Annotated in this window: 17 protein-coding genes and 1 pseudogene; 5 read left to right on the top strand and 13 right to left on the bottom strand. The window is 46.4% G+C overall.

All coding sequences use genetic code 11. From position 1 onward, the window contains the following. Positions 1-191 precede the first annotated feature (191 nt). Together IC229_RS28515 and IC229_RS28520 are read left to right on the top strand one after the other, a co-directional pair. Complete coding sequence (locus IC229_RS28515; RefSeq protein WP_190891329.1) at positions 192-1,469, top strand: ComEC/Rec2 family competence protein; 1,278 nt, start codon at positions 192-194, stop codon at positions 1,467-1,469. Between the two features lie 172 nt (positions 1,470-1,641). Then, a complete protein-coding gene (locus IC229_RS28520; protein ID WP_190891331.1) occupies positions 1,642-2,715 on the top strand; it encodes an RNA ligase family protein in 1,074 nt (357 codons plus the stop codon). A gap of 61 nt (positions 2,716-2,776) precedes the next feature. Here the strand turns inward: IC229_RS28520 and IC229_RS28525 are convergent, their stop codons facing one another. Beyond that, positions 2,777-3,190, bottom strand: coding sequence for a hypothetical protein (locus IC229_RS28525; protein WP_190891332.1), 414 nt, complete (start codon positions 3,188-3,190; stop codon positions 2,777-2,779). A gap of 375 nt (positions 3,191-3,565) precedes the next feature. Between IC229_RS28525 and IC229_RS28530 the strand changes: the two genes are divergently transcribed. Then, the gene (locus IC229_RS28530; RefSeq protein WP_190891334.1) at positions 3,566-4,474 is read left to right on the top strand and encodes an alpha/beta hydrolase; all 909 of its coding nucleotides are present in this window, start codon (positions 3,566-3,568) and stop codon (positions 4,472-4,474) included. A gap of 36 nt (positions 4,475-4,510) precedes the next feature. Here IC229_RS28530 and IC229_RS28535 read toward each other — a convergent pair. Further along, a pseudogene (locus IC229_RS28535) lies at positions 4,511-5,207 on the bottom strand (recombinase family protein). Then, the gene (locus tag IC229_RS28540; protein ID WP_190891336.1) at positions 5,200-5,583 is read right to left on the bottom strand and encodes a hypothetical protein; all 384 of its coding nucleotides are present in this window, start codon (positions 5,581-5,583) and stop codon (positions 5,200-5,202) included. Before IC229_RS28540 ends, IC229_RS28535 begins: the two are co-directional and overlap by 8 nt. A 221-nt stretch (positions 5,584-5,804) precedes the next feature. Here IC229_RS28540 and IC229_RS28545 point away from each other — a divergent pair, with 221 nt between their 5' ends. Together IC229_RS28545 and IC229_RS28550 are read left to right on the top strand one after the other, a co-directional pair. Continuing rightward, positions 5,805-6,101 (top strand): type II toxin-antitoxin system HigB family toxin, encoded by a 297-nt coding sequence (locus tag IC229_RS28545; RefSeq protein ID WP_190891338.1) that lies wholly within the window; start codon positions 5,805-5,807, stop codon positions 6,099-6,101. Between the two features lie 11 nt (positions 6,102-6,112). After that, a complete protein-coding gene (locus IC229_RS28550; RefSeq protein ID WP_190891339.1) occupies positions 6,113-6,499 on the top strand; it encodes a helix-turn-helix domain-containing protein in 387 nt (128 codons plus the stop codon). A gap of 359 nt (positions 6,500-6,858) precedes the next feature. On the opposite strand, the gene IC229_RS28555 is transcribed toward IC229_RS28550, so the two are convergent. The 10 genes from IC229_RS28555 to IC229_RS28600 all read right to left on the bottom strand — a co-directional run bounded on the left by IC229_RS28555 (position 6,859) and on the right by IC229_RS28600 (position 26,338). Further along, the gene (locus IC229_RS28555) at positions 6,859-8,199 is read right to left on the bottom strand and encodes a hypothetical protein (RefSeq protein ID WP_190891341.1); all 1,341 of its coding nucleotides are present in this window, start codon (positions 8,197-8,199) and stop codon (positions 6,859-6,861) included. Between the two features lie 55 nt (positions 8,200-8,254). After that, positions 8,255-9,745 carry a RagB/SusD family nutrient uptake outer membrane protein gene (locus IC229_RS28560; protein ID WP_190891343.1) on the bottom strand — a complete coding sequence of 497 codons (1,491 nt, stop codon included), beginning with the start codon at positions 9,743-9,745 and terminating at the stop codon, positions 8,255-8,257. Positions 9,746-9,779: 34 nt separating this feature from the next. Continuing rightward, positions 9,780-13,160, bottom strand: coding sequence for a SusC/RagA family TonB-linked outer membrane protein (locus IC229_RS28565; RefSeq protein WP_223834241.1), 3,381 nt, complete (start codon positions 13,158-13,160; stop codon positions 9,780-9,782). Between the two features lie 199 nt (positions 13,161-13,359). After that, entirely contained in the window at positions 13,360-14,394 is a 1,035-nt protein-coding gene (locus IC229_RS28570; protein WP_190891344.1) for a FecR family protein, read from the bottom strand. After that, positions 14,391-15,017 carry an RNA polymerase sigma-70 factor gene (locus IC229_RS28575; protein WP_190891346.1) on the bottom strand — a complete coding sequence of 209 codons (627 nt, stop codon included), beginning with the start codon at positions 15,015-15,017 and terminating at the stop codon, positions 14,391-14,393. Before IC229_RS28575 ends, IC229_RS28570 begins: the two co-directional genes overlap by 4 nt. Positions 15,018-15,371: 354 nt before the next feature. After that, positions 15,372-18,803: a VCBS repeat-containing protein gene (locus IC229_RS28580; RefSeq protein ID WP_190891348.1), complete on the bottom strand. Its 3,432-nt coding sequence runs from the start codon at positions 18,801-18,803 to the stop codon at positions 15,372-15,374. A gap of 88 nt (positions 18,804-18,891) precedes the next feature. After that, positions 18,892-20,430 (bottom strand): RagB/SusD family nutrient uptake outer membrane protein, encoded by a 1,539-nt coding sequence (locus IC229_RS28585; protein ID WP_190891350.1) that lies wholly within the window; start codon positions 20,428-20,430, stop codon positions 18,892-18,894. A gap of 31 nt (positions 20,431-20,461) precedes the next feature. Then, positions 20,462-23,596 carry a SusC/RagA family TonB-linked outer membrane protein gene (locus IC229_RS28590; protein ID WP_190891352.1) on the bottom strand — a complete coding sequence of 1,045 codons (3,135 nt, stop codon included), beginning with the start codon at positions 23,594-23,596 and terminating at the stop codon, positions 20,462-20,464. Positions 23,597-24,215: 619 nt separating this feature from the next. After that, positions 24,216-25,277: an endo-1,4-beta-xylanase gene (locus IC229_RS28595; protein ID WP_190891353.1), complete on the bottom strand. Its 1,062-nt coding sequence runs from the start codon at positions 25,275-25,277 to the stop codon at positions 24,216-24,218. A gap of 23 nt (positions 25,278-25,300) precedes the next feature. Next, positions 25,301-26,338 (bottom strand): glycoside hydrolase family 43 protein, encoded by a 1,038-nt coding sequence (locus tag IC229_RS28600; protein ID WP_190891355.1) that lies wholly within the window; start codon positions 26,336-26,338, stop codon positions 25,301-25,303. Between the last annotated feature and the right edge of the window lie 6 nt (positions 26,339-26,344).

Genomic DNA, 26,344 nt, shown 5'->3' on the forward strand with positions numbered 1-26,344 from the left:
TGCCTGGCTTAATATCTAGTTAAACCTGGCAGGTCCACCTTTACGGGACACTACATTGAGCTCGTTCCATATCGTGCCCCGTAAAAGGTAGGAATTCCAAATCTCATAGTTTAGGTTAAATTAGATAAGATTTACAAGTAGTGCTTTATTCTCGGCAACTTAAACAGCGTTTGTCAACTACTTTTCAAATAATGAAAACAGGTTATACATGGGGCGGTTTTCAAATCCTTTTGATTCCGCTATTGCTAATTGGACTCTCCAATTGTCTAGCCCAAAACAAAAAGGAGAGCCTGCCTACCTGGAAAGCGGGCAATCTGGATATTCATCATATCAATACAGGCAGAGGGAATGCTACGTTTTTTATTTTACCCGATGGTACTACGCTGCTAATTGATGCGGGTGCACTGGATCCGACTTCAGAACGAACAACAAGTCCCAGGAACACATCAGCCGTGCCCAGTTCGGCAAAGCAGCCGGGTGAATGGATTGCCCGCTACATCACCAAGATGATGACCATCAGCCAGCTTCAGCCCAAGTTGGATTATGCCCAGATTACGCACTTTCACGCTGACCATATGGGAAGTCCCTCATCAATTTCTCCTAAATCAAAAGAAGGGGACTTCGTGCTGACTGGCATTAGCGAAGTGGCCGCCTATCTGCCCATCGACAAGATTATTGACCGGGGATGGCCAGACTATGCATATCCAACTCCGCGGGATAGCCCGATGATGACCAACTATAAAGCGTTTGTCGAGTGGCAACGTAAAAACAAGGGTACCGTTTTCGAACGTAGTAAACCCGGACGTATCGACCAGATTGTACTGAAACGAAATCCGGATCAGTTTGCTAATACGTTCGAGATACGTAACATCATTGCCAACGGCGAACTCTGGACCGGAACGGGAACCGCTACCCAGAAACTTTTCCCAGAACTGACAAACTTGAAATCGAATCAGTTGCCCTCTGAAAATATGTGTAGTATCGGCATCCGGCTTCGGTATGGTCTATTCGATTATTTTTCAGGAGGTGATATGCCCGGTGTACTCCGCTTTGGTGCTCCCCGCTGGAACGACGTAGAAACGCCCGTCTCGAAAGTAGTTGGCCCCGTAGATGTTCATATTCTGGATCACCATGGAAATCGCGATTCGCAGAATGATAATTTACTGGCCGCGTTACGTCCGCGCGTATTAGTGATTCCTGTCTGGTCGTCTGATCACCCGGGTCATGATGTACTGGATCGTATTTATTCTCAGGAAATTTATGAAGGTGAGCGGGATGTATTCGCAACGGATATGCTGGAAGCCAACAAGCTGGTTATTGGTGAGTTGCTTAACCGGCTCAAAAGCGACAAAGGGCACATTGTCGTTCGCGTAGCGACAGGAGGCACGACGTATCAGGTTATTACGTTGGATGACAGTAACGAAACCTTCACCATTAAAACTGTATTTGGTCCCTATACGGCTCGTTGAATGAGTAGGTATGCAAAATGGAAACTGAAAAATAGTCGCCCAATTAAATCCCTCGATCTTTGATTGACTATATTAGCTAGCTGCCGTTGCGATACAAAATTTAACAGCCGTTCTTTAATTTTCCGCCGGAACGCGGAGTCCAGAATGTTATCAGAAATTAAAAATATATATTATGAGTGAGTTTTTGGGGTATGAAAAGATGCCTAAGAATATAAAAAAACTTGGACTGAGTGAAAATGATTTTTCTAAAATAGACAAACTAAAGTGGGTGGTAACCGAGAAAGTTCATGGAGCAAACTTTAGTTTCGTATATGAAAATGGTAATTTGAAATTTGCTAAACGAAAAGAATACCTTAAATGGGCAGACGATTTTTTTGGGTTTCAATTAGTTGTAAGAAAATTAGAAGACAATATACTTCAGTTATGTGAGCATTTAAGCGCCGAAATAATTGGTAAGAAATATATTGTTCATGGCGAATTATTTGGGGGAGAATACCCACATCCGGATGTTACCCCTATAAAGGATTTGCATGCCATTCAAACCGGCGTGTATTACACGCCTGATATTAACTTTTGTGCATTTGATATTGCTATTGAACCGGTTGGTTCTGAGCCTAAATATTACGTAGATTATAAAACCTCACTCACTTACTTTAAGCAGTTTGACATATTTCATGCAAAACCATTATTTATTGGGAAACTTGTAGAGGCAATGAACTTCAATAGTAGGATTGATTCCTTGATTCCACACGAGTTCAAGCTTCCCGAACTAAAAGGCAATTTAATAGAAGGTGTTGTTATAAAACCCTTTACTAAAATTGATACTGAGATACTTGCATCAAGACCAATATTTAAGCTTAAAAACCCTGAGTTTGACGAAGAAGACAAATACCATGAAGCCGAAAAATGGTCGTTCACCCCAAAAGTTTCCTCTAAAACAGAAGACTTATCATTTGTTGTAAGCGAATTAAGGGGATATATAAATCAAAACAGATTACAAAGCGCTATTTCAAAAATTGGTGAGTTTGACGCCAGAAATGCTAGTCGGATTATTGAAATAAAAAAAGAATTTTTAGAAGATGTATTGCTTGATTTTAATGAGAATACAAGTAATTTTTTAAATGATTTACCTTCTGAAGCAAAAGAATGGATTATTGACAGGGTAAATTCTGAGGTAAAACTTCTGCTAATAAGATATTGCCAAAATATGGACGGAGATAATACTCGACACATTGTAGAAAATTAGCTAAATCAAGTCGCCAAAATCGAAATAAATAGTAAGAGCAAAACAAAACTTTTGTTGTGAGCTAAACTTGTTGATAAAGTATGCTGACTTCTTCAGCTATCATTTGACGCAGTTCATTGGAGACGCCAAAAGAGGATTGACTATTTATCGTCCAGCCAATGACGGGTATACCATGAGATCCTATACCAATCAGCAGCTTTGTGTGAGCTGATTTTGTGGCAAGCATTTTTGAGTGATAATGGAATGTTAAATTATATGTTTTCAGAACGGTCTCAATGACGCTTTTGCCGTTCAGTAACAGGAGATGTAGGAGACTGGTTTTTAGTTGCTGCTGAAGAAAATCAGCATCCGCCGTTTTTAATTTTGTCCGAACAGAGACATCCTTAATTTTTCCCCAGACCGGATCGGTAGCCCATTGTATCAAGTCAAGATGACAGGCTGTGCCTTTTAAATAAGACGCATTGAAATAAAGCAATGCGCGTTCAGATAAGGAATTGGGCGGTCTCCAGCGCGAGTTTGGGGAACAGGCGATGGATGGAATGCTGGAGCCGAAAACTAAGCAAAGCAATAGAAAAAAATAGTGGTAAATAATAGCCGCTACGTGTCAGAGCACACAATAAACGAGCTGCATCTACGTTTATAGATCAGTATGCTTCGCAGCCCTAATGGACACCATTGGGGCTTTTTTGTTGGGTACCTGTTCGAGCTGGTAACCAGTTTCAGTTCCTAATCTTCATTTTGCAAATAGAAGTATTACTTCCAGTGGTAGGATTGGTTTTAGTTCGAAAGAGGCTTCATAAAGGAAATAGTTAAAATCTGAATGAAACTTACCTTCTGCTTCCTCTATAAAATGAAACTTGGCTTATGTTTACTCCTGCTGGCACTCGCTGGCCATGTATGTGGTCAGCAAATTATACCCTTGTATACCGGCTCCATCCCCAATGCTACGTCTTATGCAATGAAAGAACTAGCTCAGGAAAAAGATGGTCGAATCGTTTGGTATCGAAAGGTATCTAAGCCAACCCTAACCATTTTTCTACCAGCTAAAGAGACCGCTAGTGGTACCGGAGTTGTTATTTTTCCAGGAGGTGGCTATTCAGGAGAAAGCTACGATGCAGAAGGGCTTAAAATTGCAGAATCCTTTATCAGGCATGGCGTAGCGGCTTTTATTGTCAAGTACCGCTTGCCCAGTGACTCCATCATGGTTGATAAAAGCATAGGTCCCTTGCAAGATGCTCAACGCGCCATCAAAGTAGTCCGGGAGCGAGCCGACGAATGGGATATCAAACCTGATAAAATCGGCATCATGGGCTTTTCGGCGGGTGGGCATCTAGCCTCGACAGCCGGCACGAAATTCAATGAGTCACTGATCGAGAACGCAAACAAGACCAGCTTACGTCCCGATTTTATGATTCTGATTTATCCGGTCATTTCCATGAACGAAACCCTGGGCCACAAAGGATCAAGAACGAGTTTGTTGGGGAGCAAACCTACCGGTGATCAAATCGAACGTTTCTCGAACGAACTACACGTAACTAATCAGATTCCCCCCACTTATATTACTCATGCCGGAGACGATAAGGTCGTTGATGTGGACAATAGTATTGCTTTTTACGAAGCGTTACGTCATCATAACGTAGCGGCCGAATTGCATCTGTATCCCAAAGGTGATCACGGATTTGTCTTGAAACTCCCAACCGAAGAATGGATGCACCCCCTTTTTAGCTGGATGAAACAGAACGACTGGCTAAAGAAATAAGCGTTTAGAAACCTCCCTTTACGTGAGCTAAGAACTTTATTCTGACTTGACTTTTAGCTTTTGAGCTAGGCGCCTGACCTGCGTAGCCTGAAACTGGCCTCCTCGTGCCGTACGAAAGCCTGCACGGTTCACTTCGGCGGCAATCTCCGTATAGTTTTTATTCGCCTGACGCATCATGGCAATCATTGATGCCGCTCGTCGATTATTCTCATTCGCAGCCGCTCGTCGAACATTGCCGGCAGTGCCTCTACGTCTGGCCTCATCGGTCAAATTCTCTGGTTTGCCTAACGTAGCACCTTTGGCCCGTTTTGCCGCAAGAGCTGCTTTGGTTCGGCTGCCGATCAATTCCCGTTCATGCAGCACCAACGTAGCAAAAATACCAATGGTCAACGTATTGGCATCCGGCAAATCCACACACTGGAAGTTCACGCCTGAATCACGTAAAGATAAACGAAGCGTTGCGGCTCAACCGGTCGAGTTTGGCAATCACCAACGTAGCGTCTTCCTTTTTGCTACGTTCGATGGCGGCTGTCAACTGCTCGCGTTTGTCTTTTTTGCTCGATTCCACTTCAGTGTATTCCGCAACAATAACACCTTTCACGTAGCCAGCTACTGCGTTACGTTGCGCATCGAGGCCAAGTCCAGATTCACCCTGCTTTTTCGTACTGACCCGGTAATATGCTACGTATTTCGTTACGCCAGATGCAACGCTCGTCGAAGAGGACTTAGTCATGCTGAGGAAATCGGTTTATGCGTTCGTTGTAGCTGTCGAGTAGCGCATCATCTATTGAAGCGGCCTGGCTGAGTTCAAATTTTAGAAAGTCGGTCCGATCGGCGCCATGGACCATGCCTTCAAATTTGAGTTCCTGATCGACCCAGGCCGACGTTTTGTGAAAGGCGGTCGCCTGATCAAGAACGGCCGTAACCAGTTCGCTTGTCCGATCCGGATTTTGAGTTGTCAGCAGCAGGATTCGAATAGCTGTAGTAAAGTCACCGTAGGTCATCCCCTGCGCAGGGAGTTCGGCATGCATCCACTGGAGGACTAAAGACTGAATCAATTCTTTATAAGGTGACGTATCAAGATCGTCCGGAGTAATGCGTCGGTTCATTACCCAAATATACTACGTTCTGAGCTTATTTTACATTGCTTGAACGTCCCTTCTTCTTGTGTAAAAGCATTCTTTGACTCTCACTCACCTATAACAAAATCATTCAAATATTGAGGACTTTTACAAAGCTGGTCTATTTTTGCAACTTTACATAATGTGTAATTTTATAGTTGATAATGTAAAAAAAGTAGTATCTTAAGGCTGTAGTCAAGGAGATACTAATGGTCATTATCACCAAAACCATTCTCAACGAGTTTGGCCTTCAACACACCGGTGCGGCTGCGGCTCTCAATGAATGGTATGCTATCGTTAAGGCTGCTGACTGGAAATCGCTGGCCAATGTCAAGCAAACCTTCAACTCCGTTGATTACGTGGGCAACGACCACTACGTCTTTAATATCAAAGGGAATCATTACCGATTAATAGCGATGATTTTCTTTGACAAACGAACCCTATTCATTCGCATTGTGGGCAACCATGCCCAGTATGACAAAATACCGGACTGCTCAACTATTTAACACATTCATCCATGCAACAGCCAACCACCTACGCCGACTATCAGCAACTGATGGCTCAGATCGAAACTCTCCTTCAAAAAGCGACAGCGGGTGGGGGCTTTGCGGTGTTGAGCCCCGACGAAGCCACGGAGCTGGCCCAGCTCTCAGAGTGGGCCGAAGCTTATGAAGATGGCATTCCCCTGATGCCCATCAAAGTGCCGCAGTCGATTCCGGAAATGATCGAGTTCAAGATGTACGAAAAGAAGATGAAACAACGCGAGATGGCTCAACTATTGGAAGTGCCCGAAACCCGTTTATCGGAGATCCTGCGGGGCAAGCGCCGGGTCAACCTGGCTATGGCCAAGACATTACGCACCAAATTGAAGATCGATGCAGACTTTATTTTGGAACATGCATAAGATCACAACCATCTCAATTTGGGGAGCGATTTGCTGGACGAAAAGGCTTGATCAACTATTTGTACTTAAATAATAAGTTACTATGTATATGTTGTCATAAATTTAATTCTAAAAATAGTGACTTTTTAGGACTCATCGTTAATCCAAATTCTTTTTAGCGGATTTTCTATGGTTTATTCGACACTACGGAGAAGCGTTCAAATATGCCCAGTTAACGACGAGAGTTTAATTCTAGACGTTCAAAAAGTATAGACACCATGGTTAATGATTTTGAACATGTTGTCCATGAATTAATCCGATGGACAGCATGCTTACTGTTGCCGAATTAATTCATGGATAATCCTTACGAAATTGGCTCGTTACATACCGTGTTTCAGGCCTTCAAAATAAACTGACTCGGCAATAAAGAAGGGGACGGTGTACATCGTTGACCAATCATAATGGGTTAATAGTTGCCGTAAGTCCTGACTGACCGATTGAATAAGGCCTTTATCATCCGACATAACGATAACCCAGGCCGCAAACAGGGGTTCGGTCATGTAATCGAATTCGTATCGGTTTCTGGGTGACAGTTTATACCCCTCTTCAACCTGTCCCAAGCCCAATTTCCGGGCTTCCCAACAATCGGTTTGAGGCCGCCAGTAGGCATTAAATTGGCGCCAGTTTATCTCATAGGTAAAGGCATTGGCATTGTTGAACGTAGTGTATAGACGCATATGAGCGATTGCTTTTCGGGCATTGTTCAACAGTGCTTTTTGGTAGACAGCTTTATTCAGCGAATCGGTTTCCAACCGAACCAGCTCGTGAAGAGCAGCCTGCGAACTGGCTGATAGCCAAAAGTTAAACTTATTATCGCCTGGTGCTCCATAGGCGATTCCTTTGGCAAGCAGATCAATCCGTTTACCTGTTTCACCGGTTGGCATTTCTGCCAAACAGGCGGTATAGCTATCCAGCCAAACCTGCTTCCCGGTCAGTTCGTAGGCAATCCGGGTTACAAAAGGTATACGAACCAGATGTTTGTTGCCTGCTTTCGAGAAAGAACCATAATACCCAAATTCAATTGGATCGCACGGAATGTTCCAGTTGGAGGTCTGAAGGGCGGTTGCCTTATCGACAATCAGTTTTGCAATTGCTTCGGATTCTTTTTTATCGGGGATTCCACTTTTTAGGTATTTCCACAGGCCATAAAACCAGGGAAATGTCTGATCATCCGAACTGGCGGGATAATAGGTCTTTCCATCGGGAAGGATATTCCGGGCAATAAAACCCGGTACCTGGCTGACAGTTGCCAGTTTGATCAACGCATTGGCCACATTCCGAGCCTCGGATGCGGTCTGTTTTGTTCGTAATTTTTTCCACCGTTCGCATAAACCATCCAGATAGATCCCATTATAGAAAGCTCCATCTTCAATGACTGTCGTATAGCTTAAGCCATTGGGAAGCCGCTTTTTTACTTCCTCAGCGGTCGGGATATGCACCGTTCCCAGCTTGTCCGTATAGTCGTACAGAATGGTGAATTGAGGATTAACAAATCGTCGCCATATTTCCTGATGCGCTTTTTCAATCGACAGCCAAAGTGAGTCGGGCTGTTGACTAGTGTTTGCCATCACGATGGGCTGCGATGCCACAAAGGTAATCAATAGATAAAGGGCAATACGGTAGAAAGTCGTATGTAGATACGGCCTGATAGAGAAGTTCATAAATGATGTCAGGATGAAAAAAGGGGGGTGAACAATCGGTTCCGGATCTATTCGCTTAGTAACCTGGATTCTGATCTTTTGCTGGGTTAAGCGCCTGATTATAGTTCAACTCAGACACTGGAATCGGCCACAGGTAGTGTTTCTCGGCAATGATTTTTCCTTTTGCCGCCTGAATAATATTGGCGGCTTTACCCGTCCGTTTGAGTTCGAGCCAGCGTTTGCCTTCGTATTGAAACTCATAGCCACGCTCTTTTATAATTAGATCGAGAAAAGAAGCTGCAGTATACTCAGTGAGTTTAAAATCAATCACGGAAGGCGTCGTTGGATTTTGCCCGTATGCCCGGCGGTGTACCTGATTCAGGGCTTCCAGAGCGGCTGCCGTCGGGCCATTCCCGGCCCGGCTTGCTGCTTCGGCATAGATCAATAAGACATCCGCATAGCGATACATGGTGAAATCATTTCCAGCACCGTCGGCACTGACGGCCAGCGGGTCGATCAATCGCTTGCTCATCAGTGAGGTAGCTCCGCGATTGATATTCCACGAAAACCACAGCCCTTTTCGAAGATCTTTGCCGTCCCAACTCAGTTGAAATGGCATGGTTACATCGCTGTAGTGGGCCGTAAAACCACCCGCGCCATGTAGTTTGGTACCTAAATCGTTGACAAACATCGCCCAGTTATAACCCTGGCCGGTTTGCCGGATGTATTTCAGGTAAAAAACTTCTTCAGAAGTAGACAGTACATCGGGGCCGAAGAGTTTCTGTAAATCATCCGTTGAGGCAATAGGAACCAGGGAATACTGTTTCGACTGAATCACTTCATCGGCTTTATCGCGCGCTTCAGCAAATTTACCTAGCTGTAGGTACACATCGGCCAGCAGCGTTTTAGCCGCCCATTTGGTAGGCCTACCAATATTGGCTGGTTTGTCGGGAAGCGTTGTTTCGGCCTCTTTTAAGTCCGCCAATATTAAACTATACACCTCGTCAACAGATCCTCTTTTCAGATCACGGTCTTTCATATTGGCCTCGGTTCGCACAGGTACACCGCCCCAGTTTCTGACCAGAAAGAAATAGGTTAAAGCGCGCAAAAACCTGGCTTCACCTACGTATTGGGTACTGTTGGCTGCGCTGATTGGGCTCCCCAATGGGGCATTCTGAATCACCAGATTGGCATTGCGGATGGACAGATAAAACAGATCCCACATTTGGCCTACCCGGGTGATATTCGCCGAGTTAAGTCCTTGAAAATCATTCAGTACGGCATAGCTTCCATTGCCAAACACATAATCTGTGTAGGATTCCACCTGAGCGGGATAAAGACCGCCCAGGCAGTTATTATTCCGTAATGGCGAATAGATGGCATTCACAGCCGCTTCTACTTCTGAAGCGGTGTTGTAAAACGTTTCAACGGCTAATGATTTAGGCGCTTCTTCGAGTGACTCCTGACAAGACGAACCTAAAAACAGGAGTAGTGCGGTTGGCAAGGCGTAGCAGCTATGTCTTGTAAAAAGACCCTGAAAAACAGCGGGTAATGATATAATTCTCATTGGCTTTTCGTTTAGTAGCCTGATTAGGCTGGGGTTAAAATCCGGCGCGAAGGCCAACCGTAATGGCTTTGGCAGTGGGGTAACTGAAATAATCGAAGCCCTGTGCAGTAGAGTTTGCGCCCCCGTTCGAATTCACTTCGGGATCCCACCAGGAATAGTTGGTCAGCGTAAGTAAATTTTGTCCGCTGACGTAGATCTGAAGGCTCTGAATCCAGTTTGTACCCAGTTTTCGGGTAGGAATGGTATAGCCGATCTGGATATTTTTCAGTCGCATGTACGAGCCATTTTCAATCCACCGATTCGATACGTTACCGGATACGGACCGGCTTATAATGGGATACTTGGCCGTTGTATTGATGGGTGTCCAGTGATTCAGATAAACTTCGCGGGGCATGTTCAGGGCGTTGCCGTAATCAATGGTATTATTAATCGAGCTACTATTGAATAGATCGTTTCCTTGAACACCCTGTAGAAAAAAACTCAGATCGAAATGCTGGTAGGAAAGCGTTGAATTGAAACCGTAAATGAAACTTGGGTTGGGATCGCCGATGTAGATTTTGTCTTTAATGGTAATTCCTCCATCGCCGTCCAGATCCTTGTATTTTATCTTTCCCTTATCGTCGTATCCATCTTCCAGATACCCCCAGAACTGACCGATAGGGCGACCTTCGCGCAGAATATTGGCGACATCGTTGACGATCGTTACCGCCACAGTTCCGCCCAGAACATCCTGACCATTGTAGAGTTTAACGACTTTGTTCCGATTGAATGAAATGTTCGCGTTGACATCCCATTTCAGATTGCCGGTCAGGATTTTGGCATCAATTCCTAATTCAATCCCTTTATTCTGAACCTGGCCAATATTCTGAATGGTAGTTGTAAACCCTAATGAGGCTGGCAACTGAACGGTATTGAGCAGATCCCGGGTATTTTTGACGTAGTAATCAGCCGTGACGTTGAACCGGTTTTGCATCAGTCCAATTTCTAACCCGATATCCATTTGCTCGGTCGTTTCCCATTTCAAATTGCCGGGAAGGCGTGTGCCGGGCGCGTAGAACGTGTAGAGTGCATTATCGAAAACTGTTTTTCCGGATCCTAACTGATTGAGCGTTGCATACGCATCAATGGCCTGACTGCCGGTCATACCCCAGCCCGCTCGAACTTTTAGATCAGAAATGAAGGAGACTGACTTAAAAAAGTCCTCGTTCGAAACCCGCCAGGCTAGCGCGGTTGAGGGAAAATACCCCCATTTATTCCCCGTATTATATTTCGATGATCCGTCCGTTCGGAAACTAATCGTAGCCAGGTATTTATTGTTGAACGCATAATTGACGCGCCCCAGGTAGGAAACCAGTGATGATTCGGCATAGCTTGACGAAGGTATGCCGGGTGTAATGGCCGAACCAATATCATAGGTCTGGCTGGCATCACTAATAAACCCTGTTCCACTAGCGCCCAGCGAGGTGGTTAAAAAATTTTGATAAGTGAACCCCGCCACCGCTGCCAGCGAATGCTTTTGATGGAGTGTTTTTGTATACGAAATCGTGTTTTCGCTGAGTAGGCTGGTAAATTGGCTGGTGCCAACACTGGCACTACCCTGAGAACTGACAAAGTTTCGGGTTGTGTAGGCGTCATTGCGTTCATCGGTATTTTCAATGCCGCCCGCAATCCGAATACTGAGCCCTTCCAGCGGTTTATATTCCAGCGCGGCATTCGTTAAAACCCGGTTCGACTTCACCCGATCGGTTTGTTCATTGATGAATGTCAATGGATTTTGCGACGCGCTGGGTGGGTTTTCCAGAATAAAAACTCGGTAGGTACTATCATCCTTATAGGGCGTAAGCGTCGGCGGAGCAGAAAGGATAGAGGAAATCAACGTATTTCCCCGACCACCACCACCATTGTTTTTTCGATCAGACTGAATCCGAGTGAGCGTACTGGACAGGCTCAGGCTAACTTTTTTACTGATTTCGTGACTAAGATTGGCCCGTAATGAATAGCGGTTAAAATTGCTTCCTATGATAATGCCATCCTGGCCAAACACACTTCCCGATACGGCAAACCGTGTTTTTTCGGTTCCTCCCGAAATGGTCAGAGTGGCCGTCTTCATCGGGGCTTGCCGAAAAATAAGTGACTGCCAGTCGACTCCTTTCCCCAACGCATCGATCTGCGCTTGGGTGAAATAGGGCTTTTCTTTGTCATTGACGGTCTGCTCATTATACAGAAGCGCGTACTCTTGCGCATTCATCAAGTCCAGTTTCTTTCGCAGTGTTTGTGTGCTGTAGCTGGTTGCAAAATCCACACGTGTTTTGCCCGCTTTCCCTCGTTTTGTGGTAATAATCACGACGCCATTAGCACCACGGGACCCATAAATGGCCGTTGCAGAAGCATCTTTTAAAATCTCAATGTTTTCAATGTCCGCATTATTCAGCACCGTAGGGTTACTGCCCGACAGCGGAAAACCATCCACTACGTACAGCGGTTCATTGCTGCCCTGGACTGAGTTTGTTCCCCGAATTCGTACACTGACCGGAGCACCGGGCGCTCCGGTATTTTGCAGCACCTGAACGCCAGCAGCCCGACCCGACAATGCTTGTAAGACGTTTGTGGTGGGGTAGGCATTCAGATCTTTGGCTTTGACCTGGGCCAGCGAACCGGTCAGATCACTCTTTTTGACGGTTCCATACCCGACTACAACCACCTCGTCCAGGGATTTCTGATCAGGCGTAAGCTGGAGGTCGATACTGCTGCGATTGCCAAGCGCCAGTTCCTGATTCAGATACCCGACAAAGGAAAATACCAGCGTACTTACCGTGCCATCACCAGTGGGAATCGATAGCCTGAATTTTCCTTCGGCATCCGTTGTGGTGCCGCGTGTTGTATTTTTAATGGACACGCTGACGCCGGGCATTCCTGCTCCTTTTTCATCAGTTACCCGGCCCGTTACGAGTCGGTCATCCTGGAGTTCTACCGAGTGAACAGGCGTTGTAGATGGCTGGATAAGCTCGTTGCTGGTGGCCGAGGTAAGATCAACAGTAGTCGATAGCTGTTTTCGGTCCGTATCGCCCGTTACGATAACGTAGTTGTTTTTTACCTTCCGGTAATGCAGGCCAAGCGGTTGGAGTAAAGCCGTTAGACTGGCTTCAAGGGAAGCCTGTGGTTGAGTGGCCTGGGCCGATACATACAAATTTCGGAGGGCGCGTTGCTCAAACAGAATGTTGACGCGATAGCGACCTTTAAGCTGCTGAATGGCGTCTGTTAAGCGGTACGTTTCAGCCTGGCGGGCGATTGGCAGGTTTGAGCTATTCTGAGCTAGTACCTGTGCGGAGGTAGGCATTGGCCCTAATGTTACTAAAGCGACAAGAAAAAGTGTCCACCAGTGGCGTTCAGGACGAACATGTAAAGGAGAATGCATATAGAAACAGAGTTAAAGACCTACGTAGTGATACCAAAAAGGCTAACCGGGTGTGTCGTTGGCCGTTACTAGATAGATGCAGAACGTATCAGTTACCCTAATTGAAAAATATATTTTTTTGTAAAAAAAATCATAAAGCACAATAGGCATAAAAAAGACAGGGATGGGGCCCTGTCCTGGTGAAAAGATTATTGGTACGTTACTGAATGGACTGAGTAAGTGTAAAGCCGGTTGGCGAATCATCGACCTCCAGATTCATCATCAGTTTCAGCGCTTGCAGTAGATCGGCGGCTGTTTCGGCTTGGAACGTACCAGAAACTGTACGATTCATCAATTCAGTCTGGGGAATCTGGACGGTTACTCCAAATGTATCGTGCAGTTGAACGACAATATCCTGTAAGGGTGTATCGTGAAAAACGAACTGATGATCGTGCCAGGTGACTTGAGCAGATAAAGTATCTGCCTTCTGTTTGTGTAGGGTTTGCCCTACTGTAACAGTTACCAAATCGCCTGGTGTCAGCATCAGCGGCTGGTTTGATTGGGGCGTCGTCATACTGATTCGTCCGGTTTTGAGCATAACCCGGGTGGTGTTCCGACGGCTGTTAACCACAAACACGGTTCCCAATACTTCAATAATCGTCTGATCGGGTGTATGTACCTGAAAGCGTTGCGCGTTGGCTTGGTGGGTTATTTGAAACTGCGCTTCACCCGTTAGCCAGACATGCCGTGTGCCCCAGCCAAAACCAAAGCGGGGGTAACGTAACGACGAATGGGCTCCCAGTTCCACCGCTGATCCATCCGGCAACTGAATCGATTGAAGTTGGTGGTACCCGTTACTCCAGGTTGTGTAGTACCAGAACTCAACAGATAGCCATAAGCCGCCTACCAGTACGATCGAAGCAGCCATCGCCAGCCATCCATAAGACCGCAGCCAGTTTTTGCTCTGAACGGTTAATAGGGGTTCTGAAAGTAAAAGTTCGGCATTGAAATGGCCTGATTCGGATACCTGATTTGTCTTGTTCATGAACTGCGTAAATCGCTCATGAGCCCGGTTCAGATCGGGCTGAAACTGCGGATGCTGCCGTTCCCATTCATCCAAATAGGTAAAGTACAAGGTAGCTCCCTGATCGGTCGTTAGCCAGGACTCAATCTGTTGCCGTTCTAATGGCGTAGCCTGGTGGGCAAAATAAGCAAAAATGCTTGCTTTGGTTGGGTATGCTTGAGGCTCATTCATGACAGAAGAACTTTACGGAAAAGGGCGAGCGCTTTCGTTACGTGTGCTTCGACGGTTTTTAACGAAATGTGCAGCTCATCGGCGATTTCCTGATTTTTGCGGCCTTCGAACCGGCTCAGTAGAAACACCCGTCGGACGGGTGGGCTCAGTGCGTTGATGGTTCCTTCGATCCGTTCATTGAGTTCATCAAATTGGATTTGGTCACTTGGTGAAACTGGCTCAATCAATAAATCAGACGGAATTAGCTGTTCTGTCGAGATCGTTTGCCCCGCTTCCCGTTGCAGGTATAGCAGACAATTCTGACGAACAGCCCGGTAGAGGTAGGCCCGATACGAATAATCGATACGTTCGTAGATCCTTTTTTGCCAAAAGGTCTGAAAAAGTTCGGCTACGATATCTTCCGCCAGCGCTTTATCATAAACGAACCGTACCGCCTGGCTGCATAATGGATGGTAATACCGGCGAAACAGTAAATCGCACCCCTGATACGGATCCGTCTGGAAAGCATGTCGAATCAATAGCTCGTCGTCAGGTTTCGGCGGCACCGCACCAGCATCCTGATCAGGGTGAAGTTGTTGGGGGAAATTATCACCGGGTAAGTCAAAAGGAAGGACAGGTGCCATGCATGAACGTTGACGGTCTCTACAAAGCTTAAGATACAGAAAGGGGGACTACCCCTAATAAACGGCTGAAAAAAATAACAATATGTTGGGATTTGTCTGGTTGTCAAGCCTTGAATGACTAGGAATTTCTATAAAGGTATACTCCTTTCCAGGCTCTTTTGGAAAATGAACCCACCAGACTTTAAGTCGGAAGAAAAGTTTATTGGAAGCTCAACTAGCCAATCTAAGAAAAAGTATATTTAAACGTGTTGATAGTTGGCTAATGTAGCAAAATATACACATTCCAGATTTTGTACTTTTCATAGTGAGCGTTCAGAAATGGCAACCTTTTATTGGACGGTCTCTTAGGGCAAGTCAATAGTTTAATCTCATACATTGATTCAATTTCAACCCCTGAGAATTGACGACGGTGATCAAGTACTTTTTTTTATTTGGTCCAACTAGTAACGTAGAGGATCGGGCATCCCCCCGAATTTGTAAACCACTTTTCGTCGGGCTAAGAGGCTTCCAATGACCGCGGCCATCCCCAAGCAGTACTAAACCTAAAGAAGCATCTTCACGGCCCATATTGACTTCGTTTGGGTAAAAATTGCCAGTCAGTACTACGTCCAGTTGACCATCCTGGTTGAAGTCGTGAACAACAATGCCGTAAATAGGTGAAACCTGAGCGAGCCGAGGTAAGGCATGAATCGCAAATTTACCCTGTCCCAGATTTTCGACATACGCGCTTTCCAGATACGTTGCCTGAACCTGATAAGCCCCTTTCCGATCATCGTCAGAGAAAAGATCATCGAACGTAACGGCCGCGTAATCTGCAAAGCGCTGATATTTTCGTCGAAATTGAATAACCTGCTGATTCAGTGCATCGCGCGGTACGGCTGGATAACATACACCATTTATGTAATATCCCATGAGCGGATCAATGGTACCGTCGTTATTGAAATCCTTGGCAACTAGTTTAACAGGGCTCTTTTCAGAAGCATGGTACAAGGTGTTCAGTCCTTCATTTCCGGCAATATAATCCAGATCACCGTCGTGGTCGAAATCGCCCTGCGCCAGACAGTTCCACCAACCTGATGAGTTCGGCATTTGGATAGGTGACGCGGTTCGAAATGAGCCCTTGTTGTTTTTGTAAATGGTCAAAGGCATCCACTCCCCCGCCAACACCAGATCATCCCAGCCATCCCGATCATAATCGGACCAGAGCGCCGAGCAAACCATACCGGCTTCCATCAGTTGGGGACATAGTTGCTGGGTCACATCGACAAAGCTACTTCCCTGCGCCGACCGATCGTTACGTAGCAAGTAGCTTCGGGCGGGCAACGGATATTTTCCGGGTATCTGTCGGCCACCGACAAATAGATCCAAGTCGCCATCTTTATCAAAATCAGTAGCTACTACGCAGGAGCCGCTGCCGGAAATATCGGGTAACGTAGTAGCTGGGGCCTGACTGAAATCATCTTTCCCGTTGTTGAGATACAACTGATCCTGATAAAATGCTTTCTCGGTAGCTGGTCGTTCGTTACTTCCATATACTACGTATAAATCCAGATCGGTATCTCCATCAGCATCAAAAAACAAAGCGTTTGTAGCTTCCTGATCGGTTATTGCTGGAAACGGTCGTTTCGTAAAGCCACCCGTCGACTTTTGCCAGAAAAGGCAGGCTGGACTTCCGCGGTAAGAACTTCCCAGGAAGCAATCGTCTAATCCGTCGCCATTTACATCGCCAACCGCCAGCGCAAAGCCCGGACGAGACATCATTTTATGCATGGCCGCTGTCTGTTTGAAATCGACGAAGTCTGACTCTCGGTGCGCAAAATCGATGGGATAGTCACTTGTTACGTCCACAAATAACGGTTCAGTAGTAATCGTAGAATGGGGCTTACTATCAGGTTTACTACGTGCATAGTCGAACGTAACATTCTGATCAGCAGACAGATTTCGATGAACTTCCACACGTCCATCTGGCCATCTGATACGTAACAAATCAATTTTACTACGTGCGCCCAACCCAAAATGCAATTTCGGTTCAATGGATGACAAATACCCACGAACCAGAGATAACTCATTGTATTGCATATCGCCATCTGCCCAAATCGTTACCGTTGCTCCCAGACCCTGACGATTCAGAGAATCTCCTTTTAAACTAACTGATAAATAATGCTTTGCTGGTTCCCGCTCCCGACTTTGGTTTCGGTAGATAAACGCTTCTCCATCTACGTTATTGACAGCCAAGTCCAGATCGCCGTCGTTGTCGAAATCGGCGTAGGCAGCTCCGTTCGCATACGATTCGTCGTGAAGTCCCCAATTTTGAGATGCGTCGTCAAATGAGCCATTGCCCTTATTTCGAAACGCATAATGTGCTAGTGGAATCTCAGGCACTTTATCCAGCAGTTCCAGGCGTTTTTTTGTATTGTATTCGGTAGTACCAAAGCCGGAAAAGTCTTCGGTAAAGGTGATAAAATCGCGGTCGGTCACGTTTTTTCGATAGCCATTCGTAATGTACATATCCTTCCAGCCATCATTATCAAAATCAGCCAGCAAGGCCGCCCAGCTCCAGTCCGTTTGCGCAACACCCGCCATCAGGCCAACCTCGGAAAATAGGGGAGGGAGGGCCGAGGGCTGAGGGGCTTTAGTGTCATCTACCCTTTGCTCTACACCCCTCTGCTCTACCCCCAGATTCATTTGGAGGCAGTTGCGCATGTACTGCATCTGGTGACCAAACTGGGGGGAAACGCTCATCTGCTTGCGGTCATAATCCTGACCGCCCAGCATCATTTTGAGTCGGTTATTTTCTTTGGGAAGCATATCCAACTGCATCAGATCGGGCAGCGCATCATTGTTCAGATCAGCAGCATCGACCCCCATCCCATACATACTCGTGTGAGCCGTTGCTTCTTTAATGACATTGGTGAAGTGGCCCTTCCCATTGTTCAGATACAGAATATCGCTGCTGGTAAAATCATTGGAGCAGTATATATCCGGGTAGCCATCTTTATTGAAATCGCAGATAACTACGCCTAATCCCAGTTCATCGTACGTTATCCCTGCTTCTTTTGATACGTCTTTGAAGACAGGGTGACCCTGCGCCCCAGCACCATCGTTTCGATACAACTTACCCGTACTGGGATGCGAACCATCCGATATGACCGGACGAACGTGGGCAGGATTTTGAAAATCGGGAGCTGTGTTCAGCAGAAAAACATCCAGATCGCCGTCGAGATCATAATCAAAAAAGGCGGATTGGGTGGTGAAGGCAGGATCGGCTAACCCGTATTCGGTGGCCATTTCTTTGAAAACAGGCTTGCCTGATCTCAATCCCTGATTGACAAACAGCAGATTCTCTGTCTTCTTCAACGCCGGATGGCTTGCCACGGAAATATATACATCGAGCCAACCGTCCTGATTAATGTCAACCATAGAAACACCTGAACACCAGCGATCGGTGGTTAGGCCAGCCATTTCAGTAATATCCTCAAACTGAACCGCTTCTTTCCCGTGCTTCCCCTGATTTAGATAAAGTCGGCAACTAACCTGATTGCCCGTAAAGATCAGATCGGCAAAACCATCGTTGTTGACATCGCCAACGCCAACGCCCCCGCCGTTGTAGAAGTTGGTGAACGTAAAGCCGTTTAATCGCTCGGAGGGTGTTAACGTATTGCTGAAGGTTACGTGTGTGTGATTGCTGGAAAGTCGCTCAAATCGGGTCGGACCTGTCTGTTGACAGGCTATCAACAGGCTACTCAACAAACCTATCCAGATCATACCTGACCACAACCGTCTCATAGAAATCGTCTGTTAGTTTCGGCTAATAGAACAATGACACCAGAAACTCCGGTGTCATTGTCTGATAAAACCATACTATCTAAAAAAACTAATAACCAGGATTCTGACCTTTTACGCCAATGTTTGGATTATTGTCGATTTCCTGTTGAGGAATGGGCAGTAATTCATGCTTGCCTTTCTGGAAATAGGAAATCGGTTCCGTTTTTAGTTTACCCAGTTTACGCCAGCGAAGAATATCCCGGTTGCGAATTTCTTCGCCATTTAACTCAATCCGACGTTCGTGCACAATCGCATCAAATACCTGATCTTTAGTCGATACAGGATATTTTGCGGTTGGATAAACAGGCATAGCCACGCTGGGTCGGTTACGAATCATGTTCAGATACGTAACGGCGCTAGCCAAGTTGCCTAGTTCGTTTTCACATTCCGCCATGGCTAGTAGTGTTTCGGCGTACCGCATGATCCGCTGGTTGATGCCACCCGTTGTTGATACACCGGCTTTGTACATCAGCGTGAATTTCCGCCAGCTTATTTTTTGCACCTTTCCATCGACGGTTGAGCTATTGCCGTTCTGGACTTCGTCGGTCAGGACTGTTTGATCCTTATTGTATTTGTCCCCTGTCGTATAAACCGATTTCGCGTAACGGGGATCAGTCTTCGCATCGCCTTTGCTCGTCTTTTCAAACTCAGCCAACAGGCTGTTCGATGGGATAATGTTCCGCCAGCCGATGCCCGAATACTCCTGCGTCCGAACCGTTTCTTCGCCACCCGAAGCGCCATCACCATCACCACCCCAGTTGAACGTACCACCCGATGGGAGAAAATTCACTTCCCAGATCGACTCTTTGTTAAACTCAGTCTCTTCAATGAAGTTATCGTTGTATTCATCGACTAGTGCATAGGTTCCAGAGCTGATAATTTTCTGAAGTTCAGTCTTCGCATTGGCATAATCACCCTGCTGCAAATAGACTCGCGCCAGTAGCATCTGAGCCGCTCCTTTGGTTGCTCGCCCCTGGTTAGCAGCATCATACGTAGCAGGCAGGGCATCCTGAGCTGCTTTCAAATCGGCAACAATAAATGCATAGACTTCAGCTTCGGAGGAACGGGGTAATGACCCGGCCACCGATGTTACGTAATTTTTGTAGAGCGGAACACCGCCCCACATACTCACCAGTTCAAAGTAGGACCAGGCTCGTAAAAACTTCGCTTCACCCACAGACTGTGTAGCCACAGGAGCCGTCAGTCCTTTGGCCGCCGATGCTTTATCAATCACTACGTTAGCCCGGTGAATGACTCGGTAAGCGCCTGTCCAGACAGAACTTACCAGCCCATTATCAGTACTATGAACACCCAGCAACAACTGGTTACGAGGTGTTTCAAGTTGTGCACCACCGGCCGCTACGTCGTCAGAACGCAGATCGTTGGTAAAGAACCACTCCCGTGCGACCAGGTTGGTGGACTGAAGGGCTGCATAAATACCATTGACTGCACTCTTTATTTGTACATCGGTTTGAAAATAACTGTCGGTAGTAACCGCGTTCGGGTTTAGCTGATCGAGGCTTTTTTCATTACACCCAACAGCCAGCCCCATCAGTAAAACGCCAATTGAGATATAGTGCCTTTTCATAAAAAGTATGCGTTAAGTTCGTTAAAATCAATTAGAACGTAATCTGAAGACCAGCCAGTAAGGTACGTGCCTGCGGATAGTTAGCGTAGTCGATTCCACTACGTAGCAGTGTTCCGTTACGAGAACCGATTTCCGGATCATAGCCCGTATATTTGGTCAGGGTCAGCAAGTTCTGGCTTGATACGTAAACCCGTACTTTATTCACCACATTGCTGGTTAGGCCACCCAGTACTTTGGGGGGAATAGAGTAACCAATGGTCAGGTTTTTGATACGCATGTACGACCCATCTTCAATAAACCGATCCGACGTACGGCTGTTATTGTTCGGATCTCCACCTACAGCGCGGGGTATATTCGTATTCATGTTAGTTGGCGTCCAGGCATTTAGCACGGCAGGGCCCGCATTGAACAGACGTAGCATACCCTCGGTAACGACTTTAGTACCGTTGTAAATTTTGTTGCCATAGGTTCCCTGCAAATACAACGTAAAGTCGAAGTTTTTGTAGGTGCCGCTAAAGTTGGCTCCGTAATTAAATTTCGGCAGGTAGCTTCCCAGGTACGTGCGGTCATTGGCATCAATTTTACCATCGCCATTCAGGTCCTTAAAGCGAATATCCCCGGCCGATGTGTTTTTGGCAGGATTATCCGCATCGCGCGTAGCAGGTCGGTTTTGAACAGGCGCGCTATATACTTCGTCGATTGACTTAAATATGCCTTCGACCTGATAACCATAGAACGACTGAATCGATTGACCTGCTTCGGTTTTGGTAATGTCGGCCCCGCCGTAGTCAGCATTTGAACCGGCATAGATAGCCGCAGTCGGTGTAGCCAGACTCAGGACTCGGTTACGAGTAATACCGATATTGGCGGAGAGGTTCCATCGGAAATCGCCTTTTGCGTAATTATATCCCGCCTGGAATTCATAGCCCCAGTTCTTCATGCTGCCAATATTCGCTACAGGTGCGTTGGTATAGCCAATTGAGTTTGGAATGGGAACGCCTAGAATAAGTCCATCCGTAAATCGATTGTACACTTCGCCAGTGAAGGTAATCCGGTTATTGAACAAGCCTACATCCAATCCCACATTGACCATATCCGTGGTTTCCCATTTCAATTCAGTATTGCCTAGCGAATTGAAGAAGGAGCCCAACCCATTGGCAGAGCCAAATGGATAGGCCGTCGCATCAGCTTGTACCAGCGATTGCCAGGCATAGTTGGCAATTCCGTTAAAGCCCGTTTTGCCATAGCTGGCCCGCAGTTTCAGTTCGGAGAGGTTCGGCATTCCCTTCATAAAACCCTCCTGATTGATTCGCCAGCCTACCGATGCCGATGGGAAGTTTCCCCACTTATTACCCGGCGCAAACAACGAAGATCCATCCCGTCGAATCGACGCACTTAACAAATATTTACCGGCAAAGTCGTAATTGATACGTCCAACATAGGAAATCAGGTCTGTTTCCCCACGGGTGCTGGTAATGGCTGGATTGCTCACCCCCTGAATCACATCCAGGTCATTGTTAGGCCGGGTTCCTGATCCAGTCAGGCCGGTTGAAAGCACTTTCTGTGTTTCGGCAACCGCCAGCACACTCAGATTATGTTGCCCAAACGATTTATCAAATGAAAGCTGATTGGTAATCGTCTGCGCAATATTGGTATTGCGGACCTGAGAAACGGTAGCCGAACTCCGCTGTACATACCCATCATTATAGATTGGGTTAAAAGTACTCCCATTCGAGAAGCCCAGATCAACACCATAATTGAATCGGTATTTCAGGTAGCTGGTCAATCGGACGTCTGCATAAATCGTAGCGAAGGCCTTTAAAAATTTCGTTCGGGTTACGTCCATCGCTGGAGCACGTAGTGGATTCTCTGGATCAGATCCGTCAGCCGCTGTAGGAGCACTGAATCCGCCAACTTTAGTTGGGTCCATCGTCGGCCAGTACGGCATCATGCGAATCGCGTGCATCAGTTGCGAACGGTCGCCAGTGGTTTCGCCACGCTGGTTGCTATAAGCGGCAGTCAGGGTTTGCCCAATGGACAGAAATTTAGCTACCTGATGATCCGAGTTCAGCCGCAAAGAACCCCGTTCAAAGTCGCTTCCCCGCATAATACCATCCTGTTTGAAATAACTGCCTGAGGCAAAGAATCGCGAAACGGCATTTCCACCCGACAAAGAAAGTTGGTGTTGTGCAATCGGGGCATTCCGGAAAAGTTCATTCTGCCAGTTGGTTTCGGTTTGGGCAAAAGTTTGCGTTGCACCATCATAAATAGGCGTATTGAGGTTGCTCAAACGCGAAGGCAAGGCAATGCCCGCATTGGATGTCAGCGCTTTGGCGTATTGTACGTACTGATCCCGGTTGAGGACGTCAACTTTATGCGAAGTGCTCTGGGTACCTACGTAGGTGTCGAGGGTCACCCGGATTTTGCTATCACGGCTACCTTTTTTGGTCGTGATCAGAATAACTCCGTTAGCTGCCCGAGAACCATAAATAGCGGCCGAGCTGGCATCTTTCAGCACTTCCAGCGACTCAATGTCATTCGTATTAAAGCTGTTTAGGTCACCAGTCGGTACGCCGTCTATTACGTACAATGGGCCTGACCCGTAGCTAATTGAACCAATACCACGAATTTGCACAATGGGCGAAGAACCAGGACCACCGTTGTTCACAACCGATACGCCCGGAACGCGTCCCTGAAGGGCAGATGCTACGTTCGGTACAGGCAATGCGGTTATGTCTTTCGGTGTAACGGTCGATACTGCCCCCGTCAGGGACGACCGTTTTTGAGTACCATAGCCTACCACGACAACCTCTTCCAGCGCTCCGGCATCAGCTTCCAGCGATACGTTAATCGCTGACTGGTTGCCAACGGTAATTTCTTGCCTCTTGTAGCCAATGTAGCTGAATACTAATACCGAATTTCCATTCGGTACATCAATCCGATAGCTACCTCGGGCATCACTGGCGGTTCCGCGCGTAGTACCTTTGATCTGAATGTTTACACCCACCAGCGGACTTCCTTTTTCGTCCAGTACGGTACCCATCACAGGTTGATCGGCCCTATTTGCCCAGGCAGTTGTCATCAGGCAACAAACGAGCAGAAGTAGGTTGAGCCCAGGTCGTAAAAGTTTTCTCAACAAAAAATAAAACTGTAGTTGATTTGACATAATTTTAAGGGTTTGTTTTTTAGCAAAAGCAAAAAAATCCCTGCATCCTATATGGATGATTTTTCTTGCCGAAAAAATGGGACATTTACCAGTCAGTAATGCGCCAACATTACTGACTTTTTTATTTTAAATATGCTTGTCTATGCATAGGCAAAAGGCGAAGGCTTACTAATTATAATGTAAAAAATTAAGGCAATGCAAATAGGCATACACAGTTTTTGTCTTTAAAGCTGACATACATCTTACTAAGCTCGTCCTTGAATTAAGGATACACAATCTTTAGTTTGATTTTCAACCAATTCACAGTAACAAATTATGATCGCGCATACTTTTTAGGTTAGCTAAATTGACGTGTAGCCCTTGAGAACAAATTTATATTAATATAATGCAAAACATGTCAAAAGCATGTTACACGAATCATTGGCCATGTTACATTCTCTGAATTAATTGAATGATACCTAAGCATTAGACTCATCATTGAATATTTATAGCCAGAATCCATTGGTTATAAGGGATACGTTCGCTATCCGCTACGTATCCCCTGGGCCCTCAGCCTTCCACTAGTTGGCCCTCAGCTTTTCCGCTCAGGCGTATGAAAAGTTAGTTCTTAACACGCTTTCTAAAATTTTACTACGCTTTCATACGCCTTTTTGGGCTGACCATTCTGATCGAACAATAGTGGGTAATCCTTACGGCCCGGAACGGGGAAATTGTCGAGCCAGGAGTTACGATCAGTCAGGTTCCAGAACGTAACGCCGGTGATTTTGTCACGATGTTTACGGAAGATATCGAACACCATTTTGTACTGAGCCGCCTGCTTATCGGCCATTTCCGGCGTAAATTCACTCTTATCCGTATCGCGACGCTGCCGACGTTCATGTTCTTTGGGATATACTGACATGTCAACTTCCGTAAACTGAACCTTTAACCCCAGACTGGCGAATTTGGTAATAGACTCTTCCAATTCCTTCGCGGTAGGCTCATAAATGGACCAATGCGCCTGTAATCCTACACCGTTGACGGGTACCTTCTTGTCCTTTAGTTTCTTCAGCATCTGATAGATACGTTCACGCTTTGAGGCATTTTCGGTGTTATAATCGTTGTAAAACAACTGGGCAGACGGATCGGCTTCGTGGGCGTATTGAAACGCTTTCTCAATATAATCTTCGCCGATGATTTCGTAAAATTTCGATTTGCGATAGATACCAGTCCCTGTGTCGGGGACGGCTTCATTTACTACGTCCCAGGCATATATTTTGCCTTTGTATCGACTCATTACGTCGGTAATGTGTTGTTTTAGTCGGGCTAGTAATACCTCCCGGCTTACAGTTTTACCGGTGGAATCAGTGAAAAACCAGCGAGGTGTCTGGTTGTGCCAGCATAGGGTATGACCCCGTAGTTTGATGTTGTTCTGCTGGGCAAAATCGGCGATGGCGTCGGCGTCTTTCCAGTTGTATCGGTTCTCTTCTGGATGGATTGGCCCCATTTTCATCGCATTTTCGGGCGTCATACTGTTGAACTGAGCTTTAATCAATTCAGCATCCGGTCCGGGCTGCACCATGCGCGGGTTTACTGCCACGCCAATCGGGAAATAGGCCTTGTAATAATCTTTCAGCCCTTTTTCGGGAGCTACGAAGGCGACCGTCAGGGCAATTAGGGCGTAGGAACTGAGTTTTTGCATAACTAAAAAGGTTTAGCGACTTATTATTTGTAGGCATCGATCGGTTGAATCGTACCGTCTGGATTGTAGGTTAACTCGGTTACTTTCACATTACGCAGGTGGGTTTTTCCAGAGAGTTGAACATCGTGATAGAACAGATACCATTTATCCCCCACCTGCACGATGGAGTGGTGGTTGGTCCAGCCGAGAACGGGTTGGAGCACAATACCCTGGTACGTAAAGGGACCATACGGATTGTCGCCGATGGCATAACAAAGATTGTGCGTATCACCAGTGGAATACGAGAAATAGTACTTGCCTTTGTATTTGTGCAGCCAGGCCGCTTCGAAAAACCGTTTATCGTTATCTTTCTCCAAAAACGGTTTGCCGGCCTTATCTAATAGCTGCACTTCCCGAACCGGCTCAGCGAAGGATTTCATGTCGGTGCTTAGCCGGGCGACGCGCGGCAGGTACGCCACTTCCTCTTTTTTCTTTAAAGCACCTTTGGGGTCATAGTTATTACCACTCCAGCGTTGCAACTGACCTCCCCAGATACCCCCAAAGTAGAGATAGGCTTTCCCATCGGTATCCTGAAAGACGGTGGGATCAATGCTGTAGCTACCCTTAATGGGTTCTGATTCAGGCTTGAAGGGTCCCGTTGGATTTTTGCTTGTTGCTACGCCGATTCGAAAAACGTCCTGCTTGTCCTTAACCGGGAAATATAGGTAATACGTACCATTCTTATACGTAGCATCGGGCGCCCATAGCTGACGGCCCGCCCAGGGAATGTCTTTAATATCGAGGGCTACGCCGTTGTCTTTCACCGGGCCACCAATCTTATCCATCGACAGAATGTGATAATCGCGCATGGCGAAATGACCACCTTCATCATCCTCTTTGACATCCTTTGCGTCAATATCATGTGAAGGATAGATGTAAATTTTGCCGTTAAAGACGTGTGCCGACGGGTCAGCCGTGTAGATGTGCGATACCAGTGGCTGATCTTTGGGCGTCTTGTTGGTTTGTGAAAAAGCGGTCAGCGAACACCCAATAAGTGCAAGAGCCGTGTAGGTTCGTTTCATAAGGAG

The organism is Spirosoma profusum (assembly GCF_014699005.1).
Lineage (GTDB): Bacteria > Bacteroidota > Bacteroidia > Cytophagales > Spirosomataceae > Spirosoma > Spirosoma profusum.

What these genes read in the sequence shown, in the direction of transcription:
- IC229_RS28515 (WP_190891329.1), top strand. Translation starts at nt 192, where the DNA reads ATGAAAACAGGTTATACATGGGGCGGTTTTCAAATCCTTTTGATTCCG.
- IC229_RS28520 (WP_190891331.1), top strand. Translation starts at nt 1,642, where the DNA reads ATGAGTGAGTTTTTGGGGTATGAAAAGATGCCTAAGAATATAAAAAAA.
- IC229_RS28530 (WP_190891334.1), top strand. Translation starts at nt 3,566, where the DNA reads ATGAAACTTGGCTTATGTTTACTCCTGCTGGCACTCGCTGGCCATGTA.
- IC229_RS28540 (WP_190891336.1), bottom strand. Translation starts at nt 5,583, where the DNA reads ATGAACCGACGCATTACTCCGGACGATCTTGATACGTCACCTTATAAA.
- IC229_RS28545 (WP_190891338.1), top strand. Translation starts at nt 5,805, where the DNA reads ATGGTCATTATCACCAAAACCATTCTCAACGAGTTTGGCCTTCAACAC.
- IC229_RS28550 (WP_190891339.1), top strand. Translation starts at nt 6,113, where the DNA reads ATGCAACAGCCAACCACCTACGCCGACTATCAGCAACTGATGGCTCAG.
- IC229_RS28555 (WP_190891341.1), bottom strand. Translation starts at nt 8,199, where the DNA reads ATGAACTTCTCTATCAGGCCGTATCTACATACGACTTTCTACCGTATT.
- IC229_RS28560 (WP_190891343.1), bottom strand. Translation starts at nt 9,745, where the DNA reads ATGAGAATTATATCATTACCCGCTGTTTTTCAGGGTCTTTTTACAAGA.
- IC229_RS28565 (WP_223834241.1), bottom strand. Translation starts at nt 13,160, where the DNA reads ATGCATTCTCCTTTACATGTTCGTCCTGAACGCCACTGGTGGACACTT.
- IC229_RS28570 (WP_190891344.1), bottom strand. Translation starts at nt 14,394, where the DNA reads ATGAATGAGCCTCAAGCATACCCAACCAAAGCAAGCATTTTTGCTTAT.
- IC229_RS28575 (WP_190891346.1), bottom strand. Translation starts at nt 15,017, where the DNA reads ATGGCACCTGTCCTTCCTTTTGACTTACCCGGTGATAATTTCCCCCAA.
- IC229_RS28580 (WP_190891348.1), bottom strand. Translation starts at nt 18,803, where the DNA reads ATGAGACGGTTGTGGTCAGGTATGATCTGGATAGGTTTGTTGAGTAGC.
- IC229_RS28585 (WP_190891350.1), bottom strand. Translation starts at nt 20,430, where the DNA reads ATGAAAAGGCACTATATCTCAATTGGCGTTTTACTGATGGGGCTGGCT.
- IC229_RS28590 (WP_190891352.1), bottom strand. Translation starts at nt 23,596, where the DNA reads ATGTCAAATCAACTACAGTTTTATTTTTTGTTGAGAAAACTTTTACGA.
- IC229_RS28595 (WP_190891353.1), bottom strand. Translation starts at nt 25,277, where the DNA reads ATGCAAAAACTCAGTTCCTACGCCCTAATTGCCCTGACGGTCGCCTTC.
- IC229_RS28600 (WP_190891355.1), bottom strand. Translation starts at nt 26,338, where the DNA reads ATGAAACGAACCTACACGGCTCTTGCACTTATTGGGTGTTCGCTGACC.